Origin of the sequence: Grylomicrobium aquisgranense, assembly GCF_033971865.1 — a bacterium.
GTDB classification, from domain to species: Bacteria; Bacillota_I; Bacilli_A; order Erysipelotrichales; family Erysipelotrichaceae; genus Bulleidia; species Bulleidia massiliensis.
The window spans coordinates 39,497-60,704 of the sequence record NZ_JALBUR010000006.1 but is presented as its reverse complement, the minus strand read 5'-3'; the positions used below and the strand labels follow the sequence as shown (position 1 = coordinate 60,704).

20 protein-coding genes and 1 pseudogene are annotated in these 21,208 nt (G+C 48.1%); 19 read left to right on the top strand and 2 right to left on the bottom strand.

Annotated features, from left to right (window positions below; all coding sequences use genetic code 11):
- The first annotated feature begins 40 nt into the window (after positions 1-40).
- The 5 genes from MOZ60_RS03880 (at position 41) to MOZ60_RS03860 (ending at position 5,694) form a co-directional block, all read left to right on the top strand.
- Positions 41-1,336, top strand: a complete 1,296-nt coding sequence (locus MOZ60_RS03880) for an SPFH domain-containing protein (RefSeq protein WP_370595713.1) — start codon at positions 41-43, stop codon at positions 1,334-1,336.
- Positions 1,337-1,397: 61 nt separating this feature from the next.
- Positions 1,398-2,162: a DUF4428 domain-containing protein gene (locus tag MOZ60_RS03875; RefSeq protein WP_370595712.1), complete on the top strand. Its 765-nt coding sequence runs from the start codon at positions 1,398-1,400 to the stop codon at positions 2,160-2,162.
- Between the two features lie 20 nt (positions 2,163-2,182).
- On the top strand, positions 2,183-3,640 hold the full coding sequence (locus tag MOZ60_RS03870) for an NHL repeat-containing protein (protein WP_370595711.1): 1,458 nt from the start codon (positions 2,183-2,185) through the stop codon (positions 3,638-3,640).
- A 118-nt stretch (positions 3,641-3,758) separates the two neighbouring features.
- Positions 3,759-4,847 (top strand): TFIIB-type zinc ribbon-containing protein, encoded by a 1,089-nt coding sequence (locus MOZ60_RS03865; protein WP_277007678.1) that lies wholly within the window; start codon positions 3,759-3,761, stop codon positions 4,845-4,847.
- Positions 4,848-4,863: 16 nt separating this feature from the next.
- A complete protein-coding gene (locus tag MOZ60_RS03860) occupies positions 4,864-5,694 on the top strand; it encodes a TPM domain-containing protein (protein ID WP_370595710.1) in 831 nt (276 codons plus the stop codon).
- An 11-nt stretch (positions 5,695-5,705) separates the two neighbouring features.
- Here the strand turns inward: MOZ60_RS03860 and MOZ60_RS03855 are convergent.
- Positions 5,706-5,906 (bottom strand): annotated as a pseudogene (locus MOZ60_RS03855) (transposase); the annotation flags it as partial.
- A gap of 196 nt (positions 5,907-6,102) precedes the next feature.
- On the opposite strand from MOZ60_RS03855, the gene MOZ60_RS03850 reads away from it, so the two are divergent.
- The 9 genes from MOZ60_RS03850 (at position 6,103) to MOZ60_RS03810 (ending at position 12,787) form a co-directional block, all read left to right on the top strand.
- Complete coding sequence (locus tag MOZ60_RS03850) at positions 6,103-6,237, top strand: hypothetical protein (RefSeq protein ID WP_370595709.1); 135 nt, start codon at positions 6,103-6,105, stop codon at positions 6,235-6,237.
- Positions 6,238-6,296: 59 nt separating this feature from the next.
- On the top strand, positions 6,297-6,545 hold the full coding sequence (locus MOZ60_RS03845; RefSeq protein WP_370595708.1) for a hypothetical protein: 249 nt from the start codon (positions 6,297-6,299) through the stop codon (positions 6,543-6,545).
- A 103-nt stretch (positions 6,546-6,648) separates the two neighbouring features.
- Positions 6,649-6,801 carry a hypothetical protein gene (locus MOZ60_RS03840; RefSeq protein WP_370595707.1) on the top strand — a complete coding sequence of 51 codons (153 nt, stop codon included), beginning with the start codon at positions 6,649-6,651 and terminating at the stop codon, positions 6,799-6,801.
- Between the two features lie 105 nt (positions 6,802-6,906).
- Positions 6,907-8,364 carry a bifunctional metallophosphatase/5'-nucleotidase gene (locus tag MOZ60_RS03835; protein ID WP_370595706.1) on the top strand — a complete coding sequence of 486 codons (1,458 nt, stop codon included), beginning with the start codon at positions 6,907-6,909 and terminating at the stop codon, positions 8,362-8,364.
- Between the two features lie 11 nt (positions 8,365-8,375).
- Positions 8,376-8,528 carry a hypothetical protein gene (locus MOZ60_RS03830; RefSeq protein WP_370595705.1) on the top strand — a complete coding sequence of 51 codons (153 nt, stop codon included), beginning with the start codon at positions 8,376-8,378 and terminating at the stop codon, positions 8,526-8,528.
- Entirely contained in the window at positions 8,462-8,767 is a 306-nt protein-coding gene (locus MOZ60_RS03825; protein WP_371832624.1) for a DUF6935 domain-containing protein, read from the top strand. Before MOZ60_RS03830 ends, MOZ60_RS03825 begins: the two co-directional genes overlap by 67 nt.
- 450 nt (positions 8,768-9,217) lie before the next feature.
- Positions 9,218-10,870, top strand: a complete 1,653-nt coding sequence (locus MOZ60_RS03820) for a hypothetical protein (RefSeq protein WP_370595703.1) — start codon at positions 9,218-9,220, stop codon at positions 10,868-10,870.
- Entirely contained in the window at positions 10,867-12,165 is a 1,299-nt protein-coding gene (locus tag MOZ60_RS03815; RefSeq protein WP_370595702.1) for a sensor histidine kinase, read from the top strand. The genes MOZ60_RS03820 and MOZ60_RS03815 overlap by 4 nt, the downstream gene beginning before the upstream one ends.
- Positions 12,143-12,787, top strand: coding sequence for a response regulator (locus MOZ60_RS03810; RefSeq protein ID WP_370595701.1), 645 nt, complete (start codon positions 12,143-12,145; stop codon positions 12,785-12,787). The genes MOZ60_RS03815 and MOZ60_RS03810 overlap by 23 nt, the downstream gene beginning before the upstream one ends.
- Positions 12,788-13,324: 537 nt before the next feature.
- On the opposite strand, the gene MOZ60_RS03805 is transcribed toward MOZ60_RS03810, so the two are convergent.
- On the bottom strand, positions 13,325-14,173 hold the full coding sequence (locus MOZ60_RS03805) for a DegV family protein (RefSeq protein WP_370595700.1): 849 nt from the start codon (positions 14,171-14,173) through the stop codon (positions 13,325-13,327).
- Between the two features lie 81 nt (positions 14,174-14,254).
- On the opposite strand from MOZ60_RS03805, the gene MOZ60_RS03800 reads away from it, so the two are divergent.
- The 5 genes from MOZ60_RS03800 to MOZ60_RS03780 are packed head-to-tail and all read left to right on the top strand — an operon-like array spanning position 14,255 to position 21,190.
- A complete protein-coding gene (locus MOZ60_RS03800; RefSeq protein ID WP_370595699.1) occupies positions 14,255-17,329 on the top strand; it encodes a DNA polymerase III subunit alpha in 3,075 nt (1,024 codons plus the stop codon).
- Between the two features lie 5 nt (positions 17,330-17,334).
- Positions 17,335-18,000: a response regulator transcription factor gene (locus tag MOZ60_RS03795; RefSeq protein WP_277006765.1), complete on the top strand. Its 666-nt coding sequence runs from the start codon at positions 17,335-17,337 to the stop codon at positions 17,998-18,000.
- Positions 17,990-19,438 carry a sensor histidine kinase gene (locus MOZ60_RS03790; RefSeq protein WP_370595698.1) on the top strand — a complete coding sequence of 483 codons (1,449 nt, stop codon included), beginning with the start codon at positions 17,990-17,992 and terminating at the stop codon, positions 19,436-19,438. The genes MOZ60_RS03795 and MOZ60_RS03790 overlap by 11 nt, the downstream gene beginning before the upstream one ends.
- Positions 19,428-20,123 carry a tRNA1(Val) (adenine(37)-N6)-methyltransferase gene (locus tag MOZ60_RS03785; protein ID WP_370595697.1) on the top strand — a complete coding sequence of 232 codons (696 nt, stop codon included), beginning with the start codon at positions 19,428-19,430 and terminating at the stop codon, positions 20,121-20,123. The genes MOZ60_RS03790 and MOZ60_RS03785 overlap by 11 nt, the downstream gene beginning before the upstream one ends.
- A complete protein-coding gene (locus MOZ60_RS03780) occupies positions 20,108-21,190 on the top strand; it encodes a hypothetical protein (protein ID WP_370595696.1) in 1,083 nt (360 codons plus the stop codon). Before MOZ60_RS03785 ends, MOZ60_RS03780 begins: the two co-directional genes overlap by 16 nt.
- The last annotated feature ends 18 nt before the right edge of the window (positions 21,191-21,208 follow it).

Below are 21,208 nucleotides of genomic sequence, written 5' to 3'. Positions count from 1 at the left end.
AGCAATTCATTTGGATCACAAAGATCACAGGAGGTGAATGATGGGACTGATTAAAGCTGTATCAGGAGCACTGGGCGGTACTTTGGCTGACCAGTGGAAAGAATTCTTCTATTGCGAAGCAATGGACAAGGAAGTACTGGTGACAAAGGGAAGAAAACGGGTCAGCGGCCGCTCATCCAACAAGATGGGAAACGACAATATTATCTCTAACGGATCTGGCATTGCGGTTGCGGATGGCCAGTGCATGATCATTGTCGAACAGGGCCAGATTGTTGAGGTGTGTGCGGAACCTGGTGAATTTACGTATGACACCTCGACAGAACCGAGCATCTTTTCAGGAAATCTTGGCAGCAGTATTGCGGATACATTCAAAACATTTGGCAAACGCTTTTCATACGGCGGAGATACCGGAAAGGACCAGCGTGTTTACTACTTCAATACAAAGGAGCTGATCGACAATAAGTTCGGCACCCCAAATCCTGTACCTTTCAGGATTGTAGATTCCAAAATCGGTCTGGATGTCGACGTATCGGTCCGCTGCTCGGGTGTGTATTCTTACCGGATTTCTGATCCGATTGTGTTCTACACGAAGGTCTGCGGCAATGTGGCAGAGTCCTATACAAGAGATCAGCTGGACAGTCAGTTGAAAACAGAGTTTATCAGTGCTTTGCAGCCGGCTTTTGCCAAGCTTTCTGATCTAGAACTGAGGCCAAATCAAATCGTAGCCCATAACACCGATCTGGAAAAGGCAATGAATGAAGCTTTGTCCGTGAAATGGGGAGAACTGAGAGGGTTGGAAGTTGTCAGTATTGCTCTGGGGAGTGTGACCCTGCCTCCGGAAGATGCTGAAATGGTCAAGCAGCTGCAGCGTACAGCAGTACTGCAAAATGCCAATATGGCAGGTGCAGCCCTGGTTTGTGCTCAGGCTGATGCCATGAAGGCAGCAGCGGCTAATCCTTCCGGAGCAATGGCCGGCTTCATGGGCATGAACATGGCAATGAATGCCGGTGGCATGAACGCCCAGAATCTGTATGCCATGGGCCAGCAGGCACAACAAGCACAAAAGCCTGCACAGGCATCCGCCCAGGAAAGCTGGAAGTGCGTTTGCGGGGCAACTGTAACCGGTAAATTTTGTCCGGAATGCGGGGCAAAGAAGCCCCAGCCTGTCCAGACGGAAACTTGGAAGTGTCAGTGCGGTGCCGTCAATACCGGAAAGTTCTGCCAGGAATGCGGCTTGCCAAAGCCTTCTGATTCCGGTGAGTGGACATGCCCGCAATGCGGCAGAGTCAATCAGGGAAAGTTCTGTCAGAACTGCGGCACGAGAAAACCAGGATGAAACGCGTATCACAGCGAGATAACAAGATTGCAGATCAATGAATGACTGAGAGAAAAAATATATGGCTAAGCAGAATTGCAAACATTGCGGCAAAGAAATCGGTTTTGCGTCACAGGTCAAGCTGGCGGATGGCTCGTTCATTTGCCGGGATTGTTACAAGCAGGCCGGCCGTGTGTTCAATAATATGGTTCACACATATCCGGCATATGAAAGGCTGCTGAAGGAGCAGGAAAGGAACGGGAGAATTGTGACTTCTATCCTCAGGGAGCAGAAGAAGTCAGAAGTCTTTGGTGACGAATCAGGATGGATCCTGTACTGCTATGCGGCCTCCGGACTGATGTTCTTCAAAACGGAGAGAGGTGGTTTTGCCGGTCTTGGTGGAGATAAAACATACAACATCTATCGCTATGCTGATCTGGCAAGCTATGAGGAAGCGGATGGAAACCAGGCCATTGATGCCAGGACAAAACCAGATAAGAAGTATGTTCATCTGGTCTTCGACGGAGACTACGCAGTCAGAGATATCTATATGCCAAGCAAACCAGGCATGACAAAGAAACTCGCCAATTACTTTGATGAGTGCTTTGGACTGGGCGGCAAAGGGTTCCGTGGCTTCAGAAATTCGATCAAGAAGAACAAGCAGGACATCATGGCAGCAGCTGCCATCACTCAGGGTGTCAAGAGCATGCTTTCAGGCGGCGATCAGGAGCAGGCAGCACAGGTGATCACGGATCAAGCCAAACTTGTTCTCCAGGGTGATCGCTCCGATTGGATCCGCAAAACCAATGAAGTTCTTGCAAGTGCCGGCATCAATTGGGAAGTGTAAAGAAAGGAAAGGTGATCATCATGACAACAGCAGTAAAACGGATTTGTTCAATCTTCCTGACAACAGTGACAGCATTCAGTCTTGCTGCCTGCGGTGGCAAGCCATCCGCGGGTACGGGCAGCGCAAAGCCGACGGCTGGTACTGCTGAAGGAACAAAAGCATCCACCGCTTTATTCTCACTCAGTTATACAGATGACTGGGCACTGGATGAAGATAAGACCAACGACAGCAGTGATTATTGCTATATGGAGCTTACCATCCCACAGAATAATACGGCTCTGGTGACCGTTGAGATTAAGGCATCGGTAGACAGTGCTGGCTCGTATCGAGACAGGCTTAAAGGCAGTGGAATTGACGCCTATGAACTTGTTGAAAAACAGAGCGTGGAGACGACCAATATTGGTGGTGTAGAATGCGTGGAATATGAATCGGAATACTGGGGTTCATCTACGCTGACATATCTTGGCCGTGATGAGCCATCCAGCACGACAGTTTTCGTCAGTATTTCCGGTGATCAGGAGGATTCACGTGTCAAGGATCTTATCAAGTCACTGCAATTCACACTGACAGATATTGATAACACCGACGCGCCATGGCCTTGGAACGGGGAGCCGTTCTCAACCGATGTCCAGCACACGTACAGTGCTGGCGATCATACCATTACCGCTGACTGGCTCAAACTGGATGATCCGCTGCTTGTTTCGGATCTGTTCTCCGGCCGTGTGGAAGTCACCGGTGATACTGTCTGGGTTCTTCTGGACAATACGCTCTATCAATATCAATACAGTGACAATGCATTGACGTTCATTGATAAGCAAGACTTGACAGATAAAGGCGATTATGAAGAACTTTCGGCAGATTCAAGCGGAAAACTCTACGTTTCTGGTTTCATGGAACCGATGCTGGTGATGGAAAATGGCGAAGTGACCGGACAGTACGAAGATGTCGACAGCGCCGTGATTCATCCGGATGGAAACTGGGGGCTCTCTGCATTTGTCGGCCGGCCGCTGAGAAAAATCAGCCTGAATGGAGAAACAGCACAGATTGAAGAATGGGCATTGCGCTCATCTGCAGAAACTGACCGTGCCTTCCTTTCACAGAATCATATCTATGTGAGCGGTACATCGGATGATAAAGGCCAGGAAACAGTCTGGGTCTTTGATACAGCAGGCAATCAGCAGTTTGAATTCGGCAATGTCGAATTTTCAGAAAATGGCAGTCTTGGGTCCATCACTGACGTTGTAGAGACAGCTAATGGCTTCATCGCTTTCGATGGCAATATGAGGTCGATCCTGTTCTATGGAGGCGATGGAAATCTTCTGGCAACAGCGGATGATGAAGAACTGTTCGGTACATCTTATCCATGGATCAGCTCAGCAGCTGTGATGCCGGATGGAAGTGTTCTGGTCGCATTGAGCGAGGGCAGAGCAGACGATTCTGCTGATGAACTTCTGCTCTACAGGCTGAGTGGATTCTGAGCCGATCCAATCGACTCTAAGTCTAAGAAACCTTTCAACAGCTGAACAATGAATGGATGGAAGGAGTCAGGCGATTCTGGCTTCTTCCATCACCTGAAACAGGAAAGGAGCGATTATCATGGCAGATTTACAGGAATACAAATGTCCCAACTGCGGTGGGGCAATCTCTTTCGACAGTACACTCCAGAAGATGAAATGTCCATACTGCGATGCGGAATTCGAAGTGGAAGCCCTGAAGCAGTATGATGAGGCATTGCATCAGGATACTGAAGATCATATGAACTGGGACACTGCTGCCGGAAGTGAATGGCAGGAAGGAGAACAGGAAGGTCTGCGTACGTATGTATGCAAGTCCTGCGGCGGTGAAATCGTCGGTGATGAAAGCCTTGCTGCTACTTCATGTCCCTTCTGCGGCAACCCCATCGTGGTAATGGGACAATTCACCGGAGATCTCAAGCCAGATTATGTGATCCCTTTCAAGCTGGATAAAAAGGCTGCTAAAGAAAGTCTGCAGAAACACTTGAAGGGAAAGGTGCTGCTGCCCAAGGTGTTCAAGGATCAGAATCATATTGACGAGATCAAAGGCATTTACGTTCCGTTCTGGCTGTTTGACACCGATGCAGATGCCTGCATCCGCTATCGGGCCAGCCTGGTCAGATCATGGAGTGACAGCAATTACAACTATACAGAAACCAGTTATTACATGGTGCTGCGGGAAGGCACGATCGGCTTCAGCCACGTACCGGTGGATGGCTCTGAGAAGATGGCGGATGATCTCATGGAGTCCATTGAACCCTATGATTTCAGCCAGGCTGTTTCCTTTCAGACTGCATACCTGGCCGGCTATATGGCAGATAAATATGATGTGGACGCAAAGGAAAGCATCATGCGGGCCAATGAACGCGTGAAGCAGTCTACCGCTTCAGCTTTTGCCAAGACAGCAGCGGGATATACCACAATCACGCCTGAGAGCACAAGTATTACTCTTCGCGGCGGCAAGACAAAATATGTCCTGTATCCGGTATGGCTGCTAAATACAACGTGGAACAATAAGCAGTATACATTTGCGATGAACGGACAGAGCGGCAAGTTCGTTGGTGATTTGCCGATTGATAAAAAAGCTGCACTGTTATGGACGATTGGATTGTCTGCTCTTTGTGCCGGCGGCGCCTTTGGCATTGCCAATCTGCTGTGGATGATTTTCTAGATCAAGGAGGAAGGATATGAAAAAGATATGGAAAAATACACTCCTTGCTGCAGCCGTGTTCCTGATGGCCTTGTTTACCTGTATTCCTTTACTGTCTGTCGTAAGAGCTGAAGACAGCACGAGTGGCTTTGCGGATGAATATTCTCGTCTGATCGATATGGGCGAAATTGTTGATGAGAGCGATGAAGAAGAACTGCTCGCTGCTCTGGATGAATTGAGTGAGAGACAGAAGCTGGAAGTTGCAATCGCAACCGTGGAATCCCTTGAGGGAGAAGATATCGGCACCATGGCTGATGATATTTATGATCGTTGCAATTTCGGATATGGCGAAGACAAAGATGGCGTTCTTCTGCTGGTCTCCAAAAATGACAGAGAGTGGTATATCAGCACTTGTGGATATGGCATTACCGCATTTACGGATGCAGGAATCCAGTATATCGGCAAACAGATGAAATCAGATCTGTCCGATGGCAACTACGCTGCTGCCTTCCGTACGTACATCGACCAGTGTGATCAGTTCATTACCCAGGCCCGGACAGGCCGTCCCTATGACCGATCCAATCTGCCAAAGGGAAAACTTCCGATGACATGGACACTCATATCGCTTTCCGGCGGTCTTGCTCTGGGTCTTGTCATTGCCGGCATGCTGAGAGGACAGATGAAATCAGTCCGTTATGCACCAGAGGCAGACCATTACGTCAGAGATGGCAGCCTGAATATCACCCGCAGTAATGATATGTTCCTGTATCGAACCGTAAATAAAACGGTGCGGTCAAAGGATTCCGGCAGCAGTACACATACATCTTCATCCGGCAGGACCCATGGTGGCGGTGGAGGATCATTCTGATCCTTGAATTGTCAAGCCAAACGCAACAGAGTGGAATAATAGACCTCAAAGGGTGTCCTGTACCCCAGGCATTTGCGAGGTCTTTTATTCAGTTTGTCGAAGACGGACTATATGTATTCCTCGCTGATATCAGTCAGATCTTGCCCCTTGGGAAAGTATTCCCTTAAGAGCCTGTTGGTGTTTTCGTTGGTTCCTCTTTGCCAAGGATGATGTCAGTGAGCCTGCGGACTAAGATGGACAATAGCCAATCCAGCCATGAAACATTTCTGCAGATTCTTTGCGCCTTTGATCTGCCTGATGGCAATAGCAGGATGTGACAGTGCCTGAGGAATCACCCCATCGACAACTGCTGATTCCCTGGCAAATACGCCGCAGGCATCACCATTTAAGACCGGGAAAGCGGTAATTGTGGATGCACAGGAAAATACATGGGAAGCAGCCTATGCAGAATTAATTGCACAGTATCGGAGTATGGTTGCGGATACAAAGATATATGCGGATGAAAGCAGACAGGAAGACATCAGTCTGATGGGGAACCTGTAATATTTACCAATCATAGTGGAAGCAGGGATCCGCTGAAATCTGAAAAAGCAGAGATGACGATGGAAGAATTCTGGCAGATGGATACGCCGGTGGAGCCTCTGCCGTTGATCCCGTTTGCTGCCAGATATTCTGATTCTCAAGCACCAGATGATCCGGTGTCTGTCCTGTATATGGCAAGGACAGATTACGGAAAAGATGCGCGATTTACGCTGAATGATGGGACGAATGCCAGCGTATTATTTTTTATCCCCGATCGTCCTGTATATTTTTACAATCTGGCATCTGACGGTAGAGGATATACAGGATAATGGCGATATCATTTTCTCAGCCGAAACGGCGATATCCCTTGATGGAAAACTTCTTTCCTTGCCCTTGGCGCCTTCAATCCCTGCTGGAGTTCAACTGGTTTTCATGGGGGATCTGCCTGCATATGGAATGACGTATATGGATGAGGATGGCAATCGTTGCTGTGATGTGATGGAGCTCAGTGGAGAAGATGGATCGCTTGTCATAAGAAAAGCAAATCCGGATGCAGGTAAGTTCGTTCTTCCGGCGGCCGGGTGATGGCTTGGAGCATTTGATGCATATCTTTTCTCCTGCTGCAGCAGCCACAGGACGAACCATACGAAAATAGGATATATTCAGAAAAAAAATACAGGGAGGGGCTTTATGCGGACGAAACAACTGATTCTGCTGCATAACAATGACATGCATGGCGATTTTGTACCTCATCAGATCGATGGAATGGATACGGGCGGTCTGCCACTTCTGGCCGGGTATGTCAACCGGGTCAGGAAAGAGGAGAAGAATGTTCTGTATGCCATTGCCGGAGATGTATTTCAGGGATCGATCATAGATATGGAATATCGTGGGATCTCCACGATTGACCTGATCAATCAGCTTAATCCGGACGTAATGACCATCGGTAATCATGAAGTGGACTACGGTCTTTCACATCTGCTGTTTCTGGAAAAATGTGCAAATTTTCCTATTATTAATGCTAATCTCTATGTGAACCTGAATGGAAGCAGACTGTTTCTGCCCTACCTGATCAAAGAAGTAAATGGCATGAAAGTGCTGTTTATCGGGCTGCTGACCGAGGATGTGATCGCCGTGACACGTCAGGATAAGGTGATCGGGACGCTTGTGGATGTTGAGCAGGCGGTGCATGAAATTCAAATGATTCTGGACAGCTATCGTACCGTTGATATCGACTTAACAGTATTGCTCACCCACATTGGCATTGAAAAAGACCGTGAGCTGGCAGCACAGCTGGATCCCTGCTATGGCGTAGATCTGATTATCGGAGGACATTCTCATACATCGATGTCAGAACCGGAATGTGTAAACGGTATATGGATTGCCCAAGCGGGATCCGGTACCGGACAGATCGGCCGCTTTGATCTTATATGTGATACGGATACCAACAGCATTGCTGATCTTCACTGGCAATGCGTGCCGGTGAATGAAGAGACCGCCGAAGCGGACCTTACGATGCAGGAACTGCTGAAGCGATATCGTTCTGTGACAGATTCCAAATATGCAAGGGTGATTACTACATTTGCACGCAGGCTGACGCACCCGTGTCGGACGCAGGAAACAGAGCTTGGTAATCTTTATGCAGATCTTCTGCAGAGCGGAAGCTCGTTTGACTTGATGATCCTTGGCTCTGGTTCCATCCGCAAAGAGGAATTGGGACCGATCATCACATTTCAGGAAATGAAGGAGAATACGCCCTTTGATGACTGCCTTTGGATGCTCAAGGTAAATGGCGATCAGCTTCGGAGGATGATTGCTTTTGTTTTCCGGGAGGAAGCCTGGCGCGGACATACCGAATTCTATCAATATTCCCAGGGGATGCATATTGTATGGGATCGCCGGAAAGAAGACTTTAAGAAATTCTGCTTTCATGGAAAAGAGATCAAAGATGCAGATGAAATGACAATCTGCCTGCAGGATTATCATTTTAGAAACTTTGATCAGGTATTCTCGGTAGATCTGCATGAGGTGCGTAAAAATATGGAACCACGAATTATTGCCGGTTCCCTGAATCATATTGTGGAAGAATACATGACGAAACATCAGGGATTGGATGCGGAAATAGAGGGCAGAATTGAAGTCCTGTAAGGAGAATGGCAATGAAAATATCGATTAAACAGATCCCGAAAGACTTAAACCAGTTTGCAGAGATGAGAAAAGAAGGAATAGATAGCCCCATGGCGATTTGTGCCTGGCTGATCGCGCTTTGTGTCTGTATGCCAGAAAGGAGTCTCTTGGCATCGAGGCTTTGAATTTGCTGAGAGGACCAAAGCCTATGAATGACTTTGATAAGCAGTTTCTGAAAGATCGTCTGCGCGGAAAAAAGTATCTTCCAAGGGCATATTTCTGCAGGACCAACAGTCAAAAGAATTATGAACCATCAGTGCCTTATACCATCGAAATCGATCGCGATTTGCATCCTGCAGAAACAGGTTACCAGAAGTACTTTATTCGCACCGCAGGAGCAGATTCACCACACCGGTTACATTGAGGCAGAAGGGAAATGACTGTTTTCTATATGAATATTCCAGCATTCTTTCCGGCATCCGCCTGCCCATGGAAGCAGACAATTGGTAAATAGACACCAGCATATCTATAAATCATCGTGACGGCCTGACACACTAATGATAGTGTACAGGCCGTTTTGTTTGACATGCATGAGTGAAACTGCTGCATCTCTTGCAAATCAAGCACTGTTATGTTAATAAAAATGTAGTTGGCTGGACGATCACAGTAATCGTTCATCCGTTCTTTTGACAATCAGAAATGATGCTGAAGATATACATCATTGTTTTGATATTAACTGCACAGTAAGATGCCTGCGGTTTGTGTGTCCGGTTCCTGTTACTGATGAAGCAGTGATCATTATGCTGGCAGCCATTGATTCTGTGGTGGTATGTGGCCTGAAATCAGACCGATCATCATTGAGGGGGAATGCATCGTGATAGAAATTCGTGAGCGGAAAAAGAAAGTACTGGCTCTGTCTTTTCTCATTTCTGTTGCCTGGATATGCCGTTTTCCTCCATTTCATGTATCGATGATTCCGTATATCGGCGCATTGTGCGGCCTGCTGCGGCCATTGATCTACATGGGCATCTGTGCGGCATGGAGTGTTTCCGTTTCTCATAAAATTATTAATCGCCCATTACGAAGGTATCTGAAGCTCATGGCTGCCTGCTGCATCCTCTGGCTGTTTCTGCGCACCGTAAAATATGAACTTTCGCCTGTAGGAACAATCCCATATCTTGTCCTGCCATACTGCTACTATTTTTCGTTTATCCTGATTCCAACCTTTGCGTTTCTTGCTTCACTGTATTCTGGAAAAAGTGAATATTATAAAATCCCGGGAATCATCTGGAAACCGGTTATCTTAACCTCTGCAGCACTCATTTTGTTTGTATTTACAAGTCCGCTGCACAGGCAGTTCTGGACATGTATCTCTGAACCGTTTTGGCGTGGTCCTGGCTACTATGTGGTGATTGCATGGATCGCGCTTCTTGCCCTCATGACCGTAGGAGTTGTCTTCATTCGTGCAAAGGTTCCGGAAAAGACAAAAGCGTCGTTCCTTCCTCTTCTCTGGCTGATTACCATTGCCATCTACGTTATTCTGGCATTCTTTTTCCCGGAAATATGGAAGCTTGTTTCCAGCGACTTTTCAACCTTTTTCTGCATTGCTTCTGTCGGATTGATGCAGGCATGCATCACATCGGGTATGATCCCATCCAACTCAGGGTACGCCAAAGTATTTGCAGCAGAGGATAAGGAAATGATTATCACAGATGACGACAGGAATATCTGCTATTGTTCAGGTGGTGCAAAGCAACAGGATATGCGAATTCTTAAAAAGATGAAAGATGGTGTTTTACAGATTGATAATCATACGCTTTTGAAGGGTTGCCGTCTGAATCCCGGGTATGTGTTCTGGGCAGAAGATATTTCATCTCTTGCATCCATTTTGTCTGAGCTTGAACAAAACAGAGCAGAGTTATCCTATAAAAATGAGCTGGAGACGGAAGCAGGAAAAACAGAGCTTGCCCTGTTTATGGCACAGGAGAAGAATCGTCTTTATGATGCGTCGCAGCGGGCTTCGGCAAAGCAGAACAGACTTTTGCATGAAACGCTTTCTGCATATTTTGATGAGACAGATAAGAACAGAAAAAAACAGTTGCTTGCCGAAGCTGCTGTGCTTGGTGCATATATCAAGAGAGCAGGAAACCTGATCTTTGCGGGTGATGATGGCAGTGTGAGTGCGCGTGAGCTCAGGCTTTGCTTTCATGAATCACTCAGTAACGTGGAACTGTTAAACGCTGACTGTTATCTGGACGATGCCCTTCCTGATGAAATGGTGCTGCCTGCCCAGGCTGCCATGAGCCTTTATGACAGTTATGAGGCTGCCATCGAAGCCGCATTGCCTGATATCCGCTTTGCCTTTGTGCGCATCAAAGAGGAAGGAGAATATATTCACGCAATTTACAGCATTGTTTCATCACATGACCTGTTTTCCGCTGTATTTCCTGCAGAGGCAAGCATCTCAAAAGAAGATGATACCTGGATTATTTCCATATCTATAGCAAAGGAAGGCAAAGAGATATGAGGCTGTTTTATGAATGCGGCTTTGCCATGCGCTTTGCTTACATGCTGTTTCTCATTGTTACGATCCTGGTGCTGGCAGATCTTTTGTGGAAGCTTGTTCTTGGCAAGCGCAGCATCCGCAGGATCATCATCTGCGGCTGTGTTTTGATATTGATGCTCGGTATATATGCAACCCTTCTGGATGACCATATTATTCCCCACAATGCTGTAAACTGGCAGACCCATGGCTTTCCGCTTCCCATTGCATTGCTCTGGCTCATTACTTCGATTGTCTTTATCGGGAGCGTACATATCATGATTATTGACCGTGCCGGCAATAAAAGGATGGTAACTGAAAGCAGCATCAAGGCAGCACTTGATGAATTTCCGGTAGGACTTTGCTATTTTAGAAAAAATGGGGTATCGATGCTGCTGAACCGCCGGATGGCGGAAATTTCGGAGATGATGTATGGCAGGGTTCTGATGACAAGTGATGAACTAGCCCGCATGCTTGCAGGCAGATCTGAGTGGCTGGAAGCAGAAAATGTTTATCATCTGCCAGATGGCTCTTTTGTCCGCTATGGCAGGGATGAACTCATCACCGCAGATGGTGAGCGATTTCAGGCTGCGTATTTCTTTGATGTTACCGAGCTTGTTCACCGTAAAAAAGAACTGGAGGCGCAGAACGAAGAACTGCGGCAGATGGCGGTACAGAACAGGCGTCTCAGGGAGAGTGTCGGTCAGCTTGCCAAAGAGGAAGAGATCCTTTACTTCAAAACAAAATGGCATGACACGATGGGGGAGGGCCTGACAGCTATTCGCAGAAGGCTGCTGTCATCTTTTCCGCAGAAAGAAACTGATGATGTTCTCAAAAGCTGGTGTGATGCAGTCACTGTCATACAGAGGGATAACGATGATGCGGACCAGCGCCGCGATCATATCGGTGATCTGTTCCGTGATGCCGGTGCATTAAATATCAGGCTCTATATAGACGGTTCATGGCCTGCAAAAGCAGAAACCAGAAAGGTGTTCATTCTTGCCATACGAAACTGTCTGCTGAATGCGGCAATGCATGCCGAGGCAACAGAGCTATACGTGAAGATGAGCGATGCCGGCGATGCGGATGTACTATCAGTGAGAAACAATGGCAGACCGCCTCAAGAAAAGATTGTCCCGCGCGGTGGACTGATCAATGTCATGGTTCATGCAAAGCGCATTGGCGGCAGTACACAGATTCAATCTGCACCGTGTTTTGAACTGACAGTAACTGTGCCAAAAAAGGAGGCAAGGAAAAATGATCAAGGTGCTTGTCGTTGAAGATCAGCGCATTCATCGCGAATATATGGAAAATCTGCTTCTGCATAGTGGACGCTATGAGCTGCTGCAATCCGTTACAGCAGCTGACATTGCAGTTCAGCTTCTGAAAACAATGTCCGTCGACCTTGTTTTGATGGATATTGTCGTAAACGGATCATTGGACGGCATCGAGGCTGCCAGAGAGATTAAGCAGAGAAGACCCGGAATCAAAATCATTATTGTTACTTCAATGCTGGATGCGGACTGTCTGGCCAGAGCCAGGAAAGCAGGTGTTGACAGCATGTGGTACAAGGATGCATCTGAAGAATCTCTGATGGATATAATTGATCGTACGATGGCGGGAGAGTGCATTTTCCCGGATCATTCCCCGTCGGTAAATGTGGGATATGTGCAAAGTGACGAGTTTACCGCAGCTGAAAACGATATATTACGTGAGCTTGTCAACGGACTGACCAGCAAACAGATTTCTGAAAAGCTGAAACTTAGTGCCAGAACGGTGGACTGGCACGTAAAAAACCTGCTGGAAAAGACAGGTCTTCCCAACCGAACGGCACTTGCAATTCAGGCAGCACGTGGCAATCTCTTTGTCATCAAAGAGGAAACAGACCAGGAAATAAAATGAGAAATGCGATCAGGATACAGTCCTTTGGCAGCAGAAGATTGTTTGTAAGTCCGGGCGGGATCATCGGAAATGTTTTCATGTCAGTGTTTGTAAAGGAGACAAACGGTAGATCTGATACTCTTGGGACAGAAGAAAAACAGTATCGCAAAAAATAATAAAACAGCAGCTTTATGAGAAAGTTTCGCGGATAAGCTGCTGCAGGTAAAAAAGGATGGACTGATTGATCAGCCTATCCTTCTTTACAGTTCTGTCTTCAGTGATTATAGGTCTGTATTCATTGATGCGATATAAAAGGAAAAAGCAACGAAGTTTTATGAAGCATAAACAGCTATCTGGACGACTGCAGCATTGACTTCATCGTGTGTATTTTGCTGGCATGCATTGTTGTTATGGCATTGGTACTGCCGGTACAGGCATTTTCTCAAAAAGGGAAAAGCAGTAAAGATTATATTGCTGCCCATGCATTTGAATCCCTGCTGAAGAGTCCGATGCATTTTTGGCGAATGAGAGAAAAGGGGGTATGATCATGCGTAATCTTCAGATTGTTTTGAAATACTGAATGCAGATACAGTCGGCACCCGTATGTGCTGCCACCGGATTGACAAGCTCTGTCACCTGAATATCCACACCCGGGAATTCTTCCTCAAAGCGGTGGTAGAGATCCATTGCAGCATCTACAGCACCGGCATGGGCAATGAACATCTTCCATCCTTCACCCGGATGATCATTGTGAATATCATCAATGACTCTGGCAACAGCCTTGCGGTAGGTACGCACATTGGCAACACTGTCAATACGGCCGGATGTACTCTTGTTGATTTTCAGAATCGGCACAATCTTCAGCAGCTTTGCAAAACCAGCTGCCATCGGTGTCAGCCGGCCGCCCCGCACAAGCGCATCCAGAGAGCGCGGCATAATCAGTGTATTGCACGAATCAATCACCGCATCCACGGCGAGCTTGATTTCCAGATCACTCTTTCCTTCTTCATACATTGCTTTGATACGCTTGATCAGATAATACTGCACTTCACTTGTTACATAGGTATCAATGCAGATAATGCGCACATCCAGATCACGCGCAATGGCTGTCATTGTCGAAATTGTACCCGAAAGACCATTGCAGATCGGCACTGCCACAATCAGATCTGTGCCCTGATCCTTCAGATCTTCAAAACACTCTTCTATCAAACCGGGATTTGGCTGGGAAGTCTTTAATACATGGCCATGCTCTACCAGATCAAGACAGGCATTGCGGTCAAGAGTCTCCATATCCTGATAGGTCGTTGTGCCATCCATGATCTGCAGGGGAATACTGATGATACCATCTGCAGCCAGCTCCGAGATTGTTCTTCCCGTGCCGCTGTCAGTCACATATGCTATTTTCATAGTGATTTACCTCTGCCCATATTTTAGTCTTTGCAACCCGGAAAGTAAATTATACATGAATAGGGATATAATGTTTACAGTATGACCGTACATTTACACGTGCAGAGCTGCTATTCTCTGTTGGATTCCACCATCCGCATCAGAGAACTTGTCAGCCAGGCAAAAACGATGGGATACAAGGCTGTGGCGCTCACGGATCACAGAGTGATGAGCGGCATGGCTGCTTTTCTGCATGCATGCACAGATGCCGGCATCAAACCCATCGCCGGCCTGCAGGCAGACTGCGATTATCATGGCAGCACCGTCACGTTTCTATTGATCTGCGGCGATAACATCGGCTATCAGAATCTCATGAAGCTTTCCTCCATCCTGTGCACCCAGGATGCCCCGTGCACCCTGGAACAACTGCAGCAGGCATGCCATCACAATACATTGATCGTCTATGGCGAAGGAGGATGGATGGACCATGTCCTGCTTTCTGCAAATGATCACCGCAGAGAAATCAGCGAAATGCTTGCCGTGCTGCAGGAAGACTTTCCATCGTTTTATGTCGCATTGTCCTACCAGGAATCAGCCCTGTGGAACACCAGCAACCGGATCCTGAAAAACATCTGCCGCAGCCGCGGTATTCGTACAGTAGCTTTAAACAAGATCTTCTATCTGCAGGAAGAAGATGTTTACGCTTACCAGGCACTGCAGGCAATTGCTGCCCATGGCACCCTGCAGGATCCCGGTCTTTCCCTGCAGAAGGGCAGAAGTTTTCTTTCCCCGCAGCAGATGGAAGCACTGTATGACCAGGATGATCTGGATGCGACGGAAGAAATTGCTGCTATGTGCACGGCTGACTATCGTCTGCCTCCAGCCGGTCTGCCTGCGTTTCCCGTCCCAGCAGGCTTTACTTCACGCACGTACCTTGAGCAGCTGTGCAAAGCCGGTCTCAATAAACGCATGCATGGACATGTGACAAAAGAATACGCCGACCGTCTCAGGATGGAGCTTGGCGTCATTGAACACATGCACTTTGAAGACTACTTCCTGATCGTCTATGACTATGTCCGGTTTGGCCGCACCCATGGCATTCTGATCGGACCTGGCAGAGGATCTGCCGCCGGCTCTCTGGTGGCATACTGCCTTGGCATCACCATGGTCGATCCGATCCCATACCATCTGCTGTTTGAGCGTTTCCTCAATCCGGAGCGGGTTTCCATGCCGGATATTGATACCGACTTCATGGACACCAGACGCCAGGAAGTCATTGACTATGTAGCTGAAAAGTACGGACATGACCATGTAGGCAATATTCTCACATTCCAGAATTTCGGTGCCAAGGCAGCCCTGCGCGATACGGCAAGACTGCAGCGCATGAGTCAGAACGACATTGACTTTCTCATACGGCAGATTCCTTCTTCCACTGTTTCTTTGACACTGCAGCAGGCATACGACCAGAAGGTCAGATTCCGCCAGCTTGTAACATCCGAAAAGAAATATGCAGATGTCTATGCCCTTGCAAAGAAGATTGAAGGCCTGCCCAGAAATATGTCTATTCATCCTGCCGGCGTTATTCTCTCAGGCAGAAAGCTGAGCGAGGAAGTACCGCTGATCGATATGGGCAGCGGCCTGTACACATCCCAGTATGAAATGGGGTATCTGCAGGAGCGAGGCCTGATCAAAATGGACCTGCTTTCTCTGCGCAATCTGACAACCATTGACAATATTGTCAAACATATCCAGAAACAGGATCAGGATTTCAGCCTGAAGAAAATGTCACTGGAAGACAGCCGTATTTATGCTTTGTTTGCAAAGGGTGATACCGCCGGTGTCTTTCAGTTTGAATCACAGGATATGAAGCGGCTTCTGCGGCAGATGCAGCCAAAATGCTTCGAGGATATTGTCGCTGCCATTGCTTTGCTGCGGCCTGGTGCCATGGGACATATCAACGAGTACATGGAAAACCGGAAACATCCGGAGAAGATCCAGTATCCATCCCCTGCATTGAAACCGGTGCTTTCGGATACCTATGGCATCATGCTCTACCAGGAACAGACGATGCTGACGGCCCAGATTGCGGCTGGCTTTACCCCTGGCAGAGCAGATCTTCTGCGCAAGGCAATCTCCAAAAAGAATGCTCATGCCATGGCCGAGATGAAAAATGATTTTCTGCAGGGATGTCTGCATCATGGCTATACCCAGAAAGGGGCAGAGGCGTTGTGGGCAACGATTGAAACGTTCGGCGCATATGGCTTTAACAAGTCCCATTCTGTTGCCTATGCTGTGATTTCCTGCCAGATGGCATGGCTGAAAGCTGTCTATCCGCGTCCTTTTTACAGCTGCCTGCTGGACAGTGTGGTTATAGACAGCCGCAAGAGCGCGCTCTACATTGATGAATGCCGCCGCAAAGGCATTGAAATCTATCCGCCGTGTATCAACCGTTCAAAGCAAGGATACACGGATGAGGGCAAAGGTCTGCGCATGCCGCTGAACTGTGTCAAAGATGTCGGCAGAAGTGCTGTCAGCATCCTTGATGAAAGAGAAAAGAACGGCCCTTATCAGGATCTGTTTGACTTTACAGCCCGCATGGGTCTGTATCGCATCAACCGGCATATCATTGAAAATCTGATCAATGCCGGTGCCCTGGATCTGTTCAAAGCAAACCGGGCCACACTGCTGGCCAGCATGGAAGCTGCCCAGCGCTATGCACAGATCGTTCAGATCAACAATGGCGATGACATCAGCCTGAATCTTGGACTTGTCTCAAAGCCGGAACTTGTACAGGCAAAAGAAATGCGGCGGGACAGAATTCTGAAAGAAAAGGAAGCGCTTGGCTTTACGCTCGGCAATGATGAAATCCTGTCTGTCAAGAAGTATCTGCATATCCATGATCCTTCCATTGCGGCAATTCTGGACAGTTATGGCCAGACAGTTCAGTCCTTTGGCCAGATTGTCAGTGTCATCCCGAAAACATCCAAATCAGGCCGGGCCTACTGCCGTCTGCTTGTTTCCGATGGCATGAGCGATGTGACGATCAATGTATGGCCAAGTGACTACGCACAGTTGAAAGACAGCCTGGCACCGGGGATATATGTGCGTTTTCATGGTAAAATGGGCGACAACGGTGCAGTGCAGGCGGATAAGCTTGCGACCGTGCACAGGGAGTGAAGAAGATGGCAAGACTGCTGATTACAGATGATGAAGAAGAAATCAGAGAAGTAGTAAAGGAATATGGTGAAATCAACGGCTATCAGGTTGATGAAGCAGCCGATGGCATGCAGGCACTGGATCTGATCCGGAAAACAGCCTATGACTGTGTGATTCTGGATGTCATGATGCCAAAACTGGATGGTTTTTCCGCATGCCGTGAAATCAAGAAAATCCAGGATGTGCCGATTATCATTCTGTCGGCCCGCCAGGAAGAATATGACAAGCTGTTCGGGTTTGAACTGGGTGTGGATGACTATGTCGTCAAACCATTCTCACCCAAGGAGCTGATGGCCAGAGTGAAAGCTGTCATTGCCCGCCGTCATCCTTCCGTCAGTAAGAAGATCCTGCAGTATGGCGGCCTGGTGATTGATGTGGATGGCCGCGAGGTAACGGTCGATGGTGAAAAGACGGCCATGACACCAAAGGAAATTGATCTTCTGATCGAGCTGGCAAGCCATCCCGGGGTGGCACTGTCACGTGAGCGTCTGCTGAGTGATGTATGGGACATTGATTTCTTTGGCGATGACCGCACTGTGGATTCCCATATCAAGATGCTGAGAGCACATCTTGGCCCGTATCGGGACTACATTGTGACGGTGCGCGGCATGGGGTACAAGTTTGAAGCCTGACCGTCACGGCATCCGCTTTTCACTGCTGCTGGTATTCATACTGCTCTCTGCCGGCATCGTCGCTGTGCTGGGCATTCTGCAGGTCGGCCTGATCAGGCCCTATTACCGCAATACGAAAATATCCAGCATCAATGCGATTGCGGATTCCCTGGAAAATGAACTGCTTTCAACCAGCGGCGGCAGTGAAAGTCAGATTTCCCAGGCTTTTCAGCAGACCGTTGAAAATGATGTCTGCGTTGTGATCTATAACCAGGATGGCAGACAGGTCTATTCCGCCGACCTGCTTGGGGCAGGATGTGTCTTTAACAGCAATGACTCTGTAAACGGCATCGACTATCACGATGCCGGCACACTCATGTCGCTTGTCTCAGATACACCCCAGTATTCTGCCAATCTCGTCAATGAACGCACAGGACAGCAGATGCTGGTTGTTGGCAGAAGCGTCAAAGAAACACTGGGCAGTTATTACCTGTTTCTCAATACACCCCTGGAACCGGTGGACTCACTGATCTCTTTCTTTTCCCGGCAGTATTTTCTTTACACATCCATCGTCATCATCATTGCCGTCATCTTCTCGTTCTATCTGTCCGGCAGGATTGCAAGGCCATTGACCCATATGCGCGATCAGGCTGTCAAACTGTCCAATGCCGATTACAGTGCCAGATTTGACGGGGGCTCCTTCACCGAGACACAGGAACTGGCATCCACACTGAACAAGGCTGCTACAGAAATGGGCCGTATTGATGAACTGCGGCGTGATCTGATGGCAAATGTATCTCATGATATCCGTACACCGATCACGAACATCCGTGCCTATGCCGAAATGATCAAGGATATTTCCGGCAATGATCCCGTCAAAAGAAACAAGCATCTGGATGTGATCATCAAGGAGACAGACTATATGTCAAAGCTCGTCAATGAGATGAGTGAGCTGAGCAAGATGCAGTCTGGAACATATACGCTGACCTATGAAAATGTCGATTTGGATGAAAAGGTAAAGGAAATCATGGAACTCAATGCACCGCTGATTGCAAATGCCGGCGTGATTGTGGAAACAGAGATTCCAAGCCACCTGATGATCTATGCGGATGATCTCAAGATTGGTGAAGTGATTCAGAACTTTCTGTCCAATGCCATCAAGCATACACCGGCGGGAAACCATATCTGGATCCGGGCAAAGGTATTGGAAGATGAGGAAACGGTGCATGTGGAAGTGCAGGATGAAGGGGAGGGAATCTCTGAGGAAGAACTGCCGCATATCTGGGACCGCTACCAGAAGAGCAGCCGCTCGTTCAGCCGCAGCCTGTCTTCCACTGGCCTGGGCTTGGCCATTGTCAAAGCCATTCTGGATGCGCATCATGCAAAATACGGCGTCACATCAAAGCTGCACCAGGGTACAACATTCTGGTTTGAACTGAGGGAAACACATGAAGGATGACTATCTTTACGGCACACCCTGGCATATTCATCAGGAAAAGGGAATGTATCATTTTAATTCCGATACGGAATTTCTGGGGAGGATGCTGCAGCTGGAAGAAGGCATGCGGGTGCTCGATGTCGGGACAAACAACGGTGCACTGCTGCTGTATGCTGCCATGCACACAACAACACTGGCAGGCATTGATCTTTTTCCGGAAACCATTGCGCTGGCAGAAGAAAATCTCAAGCGCAATGGCCTGACAGGAAAACTGACGGTCAGCAGACTGCAGGACTATCAGGATGAGCCTTTTGATGCCATCATCTGCAATCCGCCGTACTTTGCAACAAAAAAGGACAGTCTGAAAAATGACAATCTGTATCTGCGGGCTGCCCGCCATGAGGAATATCTGACTATGAAGGAACTGTTTGCCCACAGTGCGCGCCTGCTGAAGAAAGAAGGTACTTTGCAGATGGTCCACCGTGCAGATCAGAAAGACCAATTGCTTGCTGCTGCCGCAGACTATGGCCTTTTCCCATACTGGTACAGACTGGCCTGCAAGAAGGAAAACGGGATTGGGCAGAGCATTGTGATCTGCTTTGGCAGACATCAGTATCCCTGTTATGAATATGCACCAGCCTGTATGAATCAGCGGGACAGCTTTGCCTTAGATCAACAGGAGGCAGAATTATGGAAGTCTTTCTGATTGCAGCCGCAGTGCTGTTTCTGACAGCTGGCGTCCTGACAGCATACATTGCCTGCTATCATCCACCGCTTGCCAAACCAAAGCAGCAGGAAATCAAAGTCCATCAGGAAGCAGACCATGACAGTCTTGCCCTCTGGCAGAAGCGGGTAGATGTGTTCCGCATGGCTGTCCCGGATATTGCCGTATTATTTCAGTTTCAGGCACTGGGACATGGCTTTCTGGTGCGCTGCGGCACGCCGGAACAGAATGACTTCTCGATCTTATTTGTCATGCACAAGCTGTCTTCTTTGAAAGATCTCATGCGGGCAGTGAGCAGACTGAACCGGGAAAATGAAAGCATTGCCATCCGCTTCGCCATTCTGTTCTCGGATCAGTCCATGCCAGAGGCAGCTGCAGAATGTGCAGACATCTTCCGCAAAGACAATACCCGCTTTGACCTGATGCTGTCTGATACGTGCGGCATCACCCAATACGGCTCTCATGAAACCGCCAGAATCGGCACGATCCGCTGTGCTATTGCACATTTATCTGACAAACAGGGAAGTATACAGCCATCCCGGTTTCTTTCCATCCTGTTCAAGGATAATCAGAAAACGCTGAAGGCACTGCTGCCGGACAGGCTCTATACCCAGATTGTCTGGCCTTTGACAAGAAAAAAGGGGATTGCCAACCTGTTTCTTACGGAACCAGAACTTGCTGATGATCTCTGCTGTCAGGTGCTGGTCAAAGACAGCGGAATAACGGTCTGCAGTGACAGTGCAAAGCAGATGGAAACAATGCTGCAGAAGATTGCCGAGACAGGTGATCATGTCAGGATGGTATCGGAAAGCCAGCCGTTTGAAAGCAGGGGTGCTGCCAGCTCTTTGATTCCATTGATTCAGAATGCGTATCATAACCGCATTGAAGTGCTTGAGGTTCTCTACCAGGATACAGGAGAAGCCGTTCTGGAAACCCAATGCCGCAGCCATCTGTCTTTTGCCCCGGAAGACGGCCTCAGCCATCCAGGTGCCTCCACATCTTTTTATGTCAGCCTGCTTTCACGATGGAATGGTACAATAGGCAGCTGAATCAGGAGGCAGAAAATT

Excerpts from the sequence above, each read along its gene's own strand:
- MOZ60_RS03870 (WP_370595711.1), top strand. The coding sequence starts at position 2,183 with ATGACAACAGCAGTAAAACGGATTTGTTCAATCTTCCTGACAACAGTG.
- MOZ60_RS03835 (WP_370595706.1), top strand. The coding sequence starts at position 6,907 with ATGCGGACGAAACAACTGATTCTGCTGCATAACAATGACATGCATGGC.
- MOZ60_RS03865 (WP_277007678.1), top strand. The coding sequence starts at position 3,759 with ATGGCAGATTTACAGGAATACAAATGTCCCAACTGCGGTGGGGCAATC.
- MOZ60_RS03830 (WP_370595705.1), top strand. The coding sequence starts at position 8,376 with ATGAAAATATCGATTAAACAGATCCCGAAAGACTTAAACCAGTTTGCA.
- MOZ60_RS03875 (WP_370595712.1), top strand. The coding sequence starts at position 1,398 with ATGGCTAAGCAGAATTGCAAACATTGCGGCAAAGAAATCGGTTTTGCG.
- MOZ60_RS03780 (WP_370595696.1), top strand. The coding sequence starts at position 20,108 with ATGGAAGTCTTTCTGATTGCAGCCGCAGTGCTGTTTCTGACAGCTGGC.
- MOZ60_RS03815 (WP_370595702.1), top strand. The coding sequence starts at position 10,867 with ATGAGGCTGTTTTATGAATGCGGCTTTGCCATGCGCTTTGCTTACATG.
- MOZ60_RS03785 (WP_370595697.1), top strand. The coding sequence starts at position 19,428 with ATGAAGGATGACTATCTTTACGGCACACCCTGGCATATTCATCAGGAA.
- MOZ60_RS03840 (WP_370595707.1), top strand. The coding sequence starts at position 6,649 with ATGGGGGATCTGCCTGCATATGGAATGACGTATATGGATGAGGATGGC.
- MOZ60_RS03810 (WP_370595701.1), top strand. The coding sequence starts at position 12,143 with ATGATCAAGGTGCTTGTCGTTGAAGATCAGCGCATTCATCGCGAATAT.
- MOZ60_RS03800 (WP_370595699.1), top strand. The coding sequence starts at position 14,255 with ATGACCGTACATTTACACGTGCAGAGCTGCTATTCTCTGTTGGATTCC.
- MOZ60_RS03795 (WP_277006765.1), top strand. The coding sequence starts at position 17,335 with ATGGCAAGACTGCTGATTACAGATGATGAAGAAGAAATCAGAGAAGTA.
- MOZ60_RS03860 (WP_370595710.1), top strand. The coding sequence starts at position 4,864 with ATGAAAAAGATATGGAAAAATACACTCCTTGCTGCAGCCGTGTTCCTG.
- MOZ60_RS03805 (WP_370595700.1), bottom strand. The coding sequence starts at position 14,173 with ATGAAAATAGCATATGTGACTGACAGCGGCACGGGAAGAACAATCTCG.
- MOZ60_RS03880 (WP_370595713.1), top strand. The coding sequence starts at position 41 with ATGGGACTGATTAAAGCTGTATCAGGAGCACTGGGCGGTACTTTGGCT.
- MOZ60_RS03845 (WP_370595708.1), top strand. The coding sequence starts at position 6,297 with ATGGAAGAATTCTGGCAGATGGATACGCCGGTGGAGCCTCTGCCGTTG.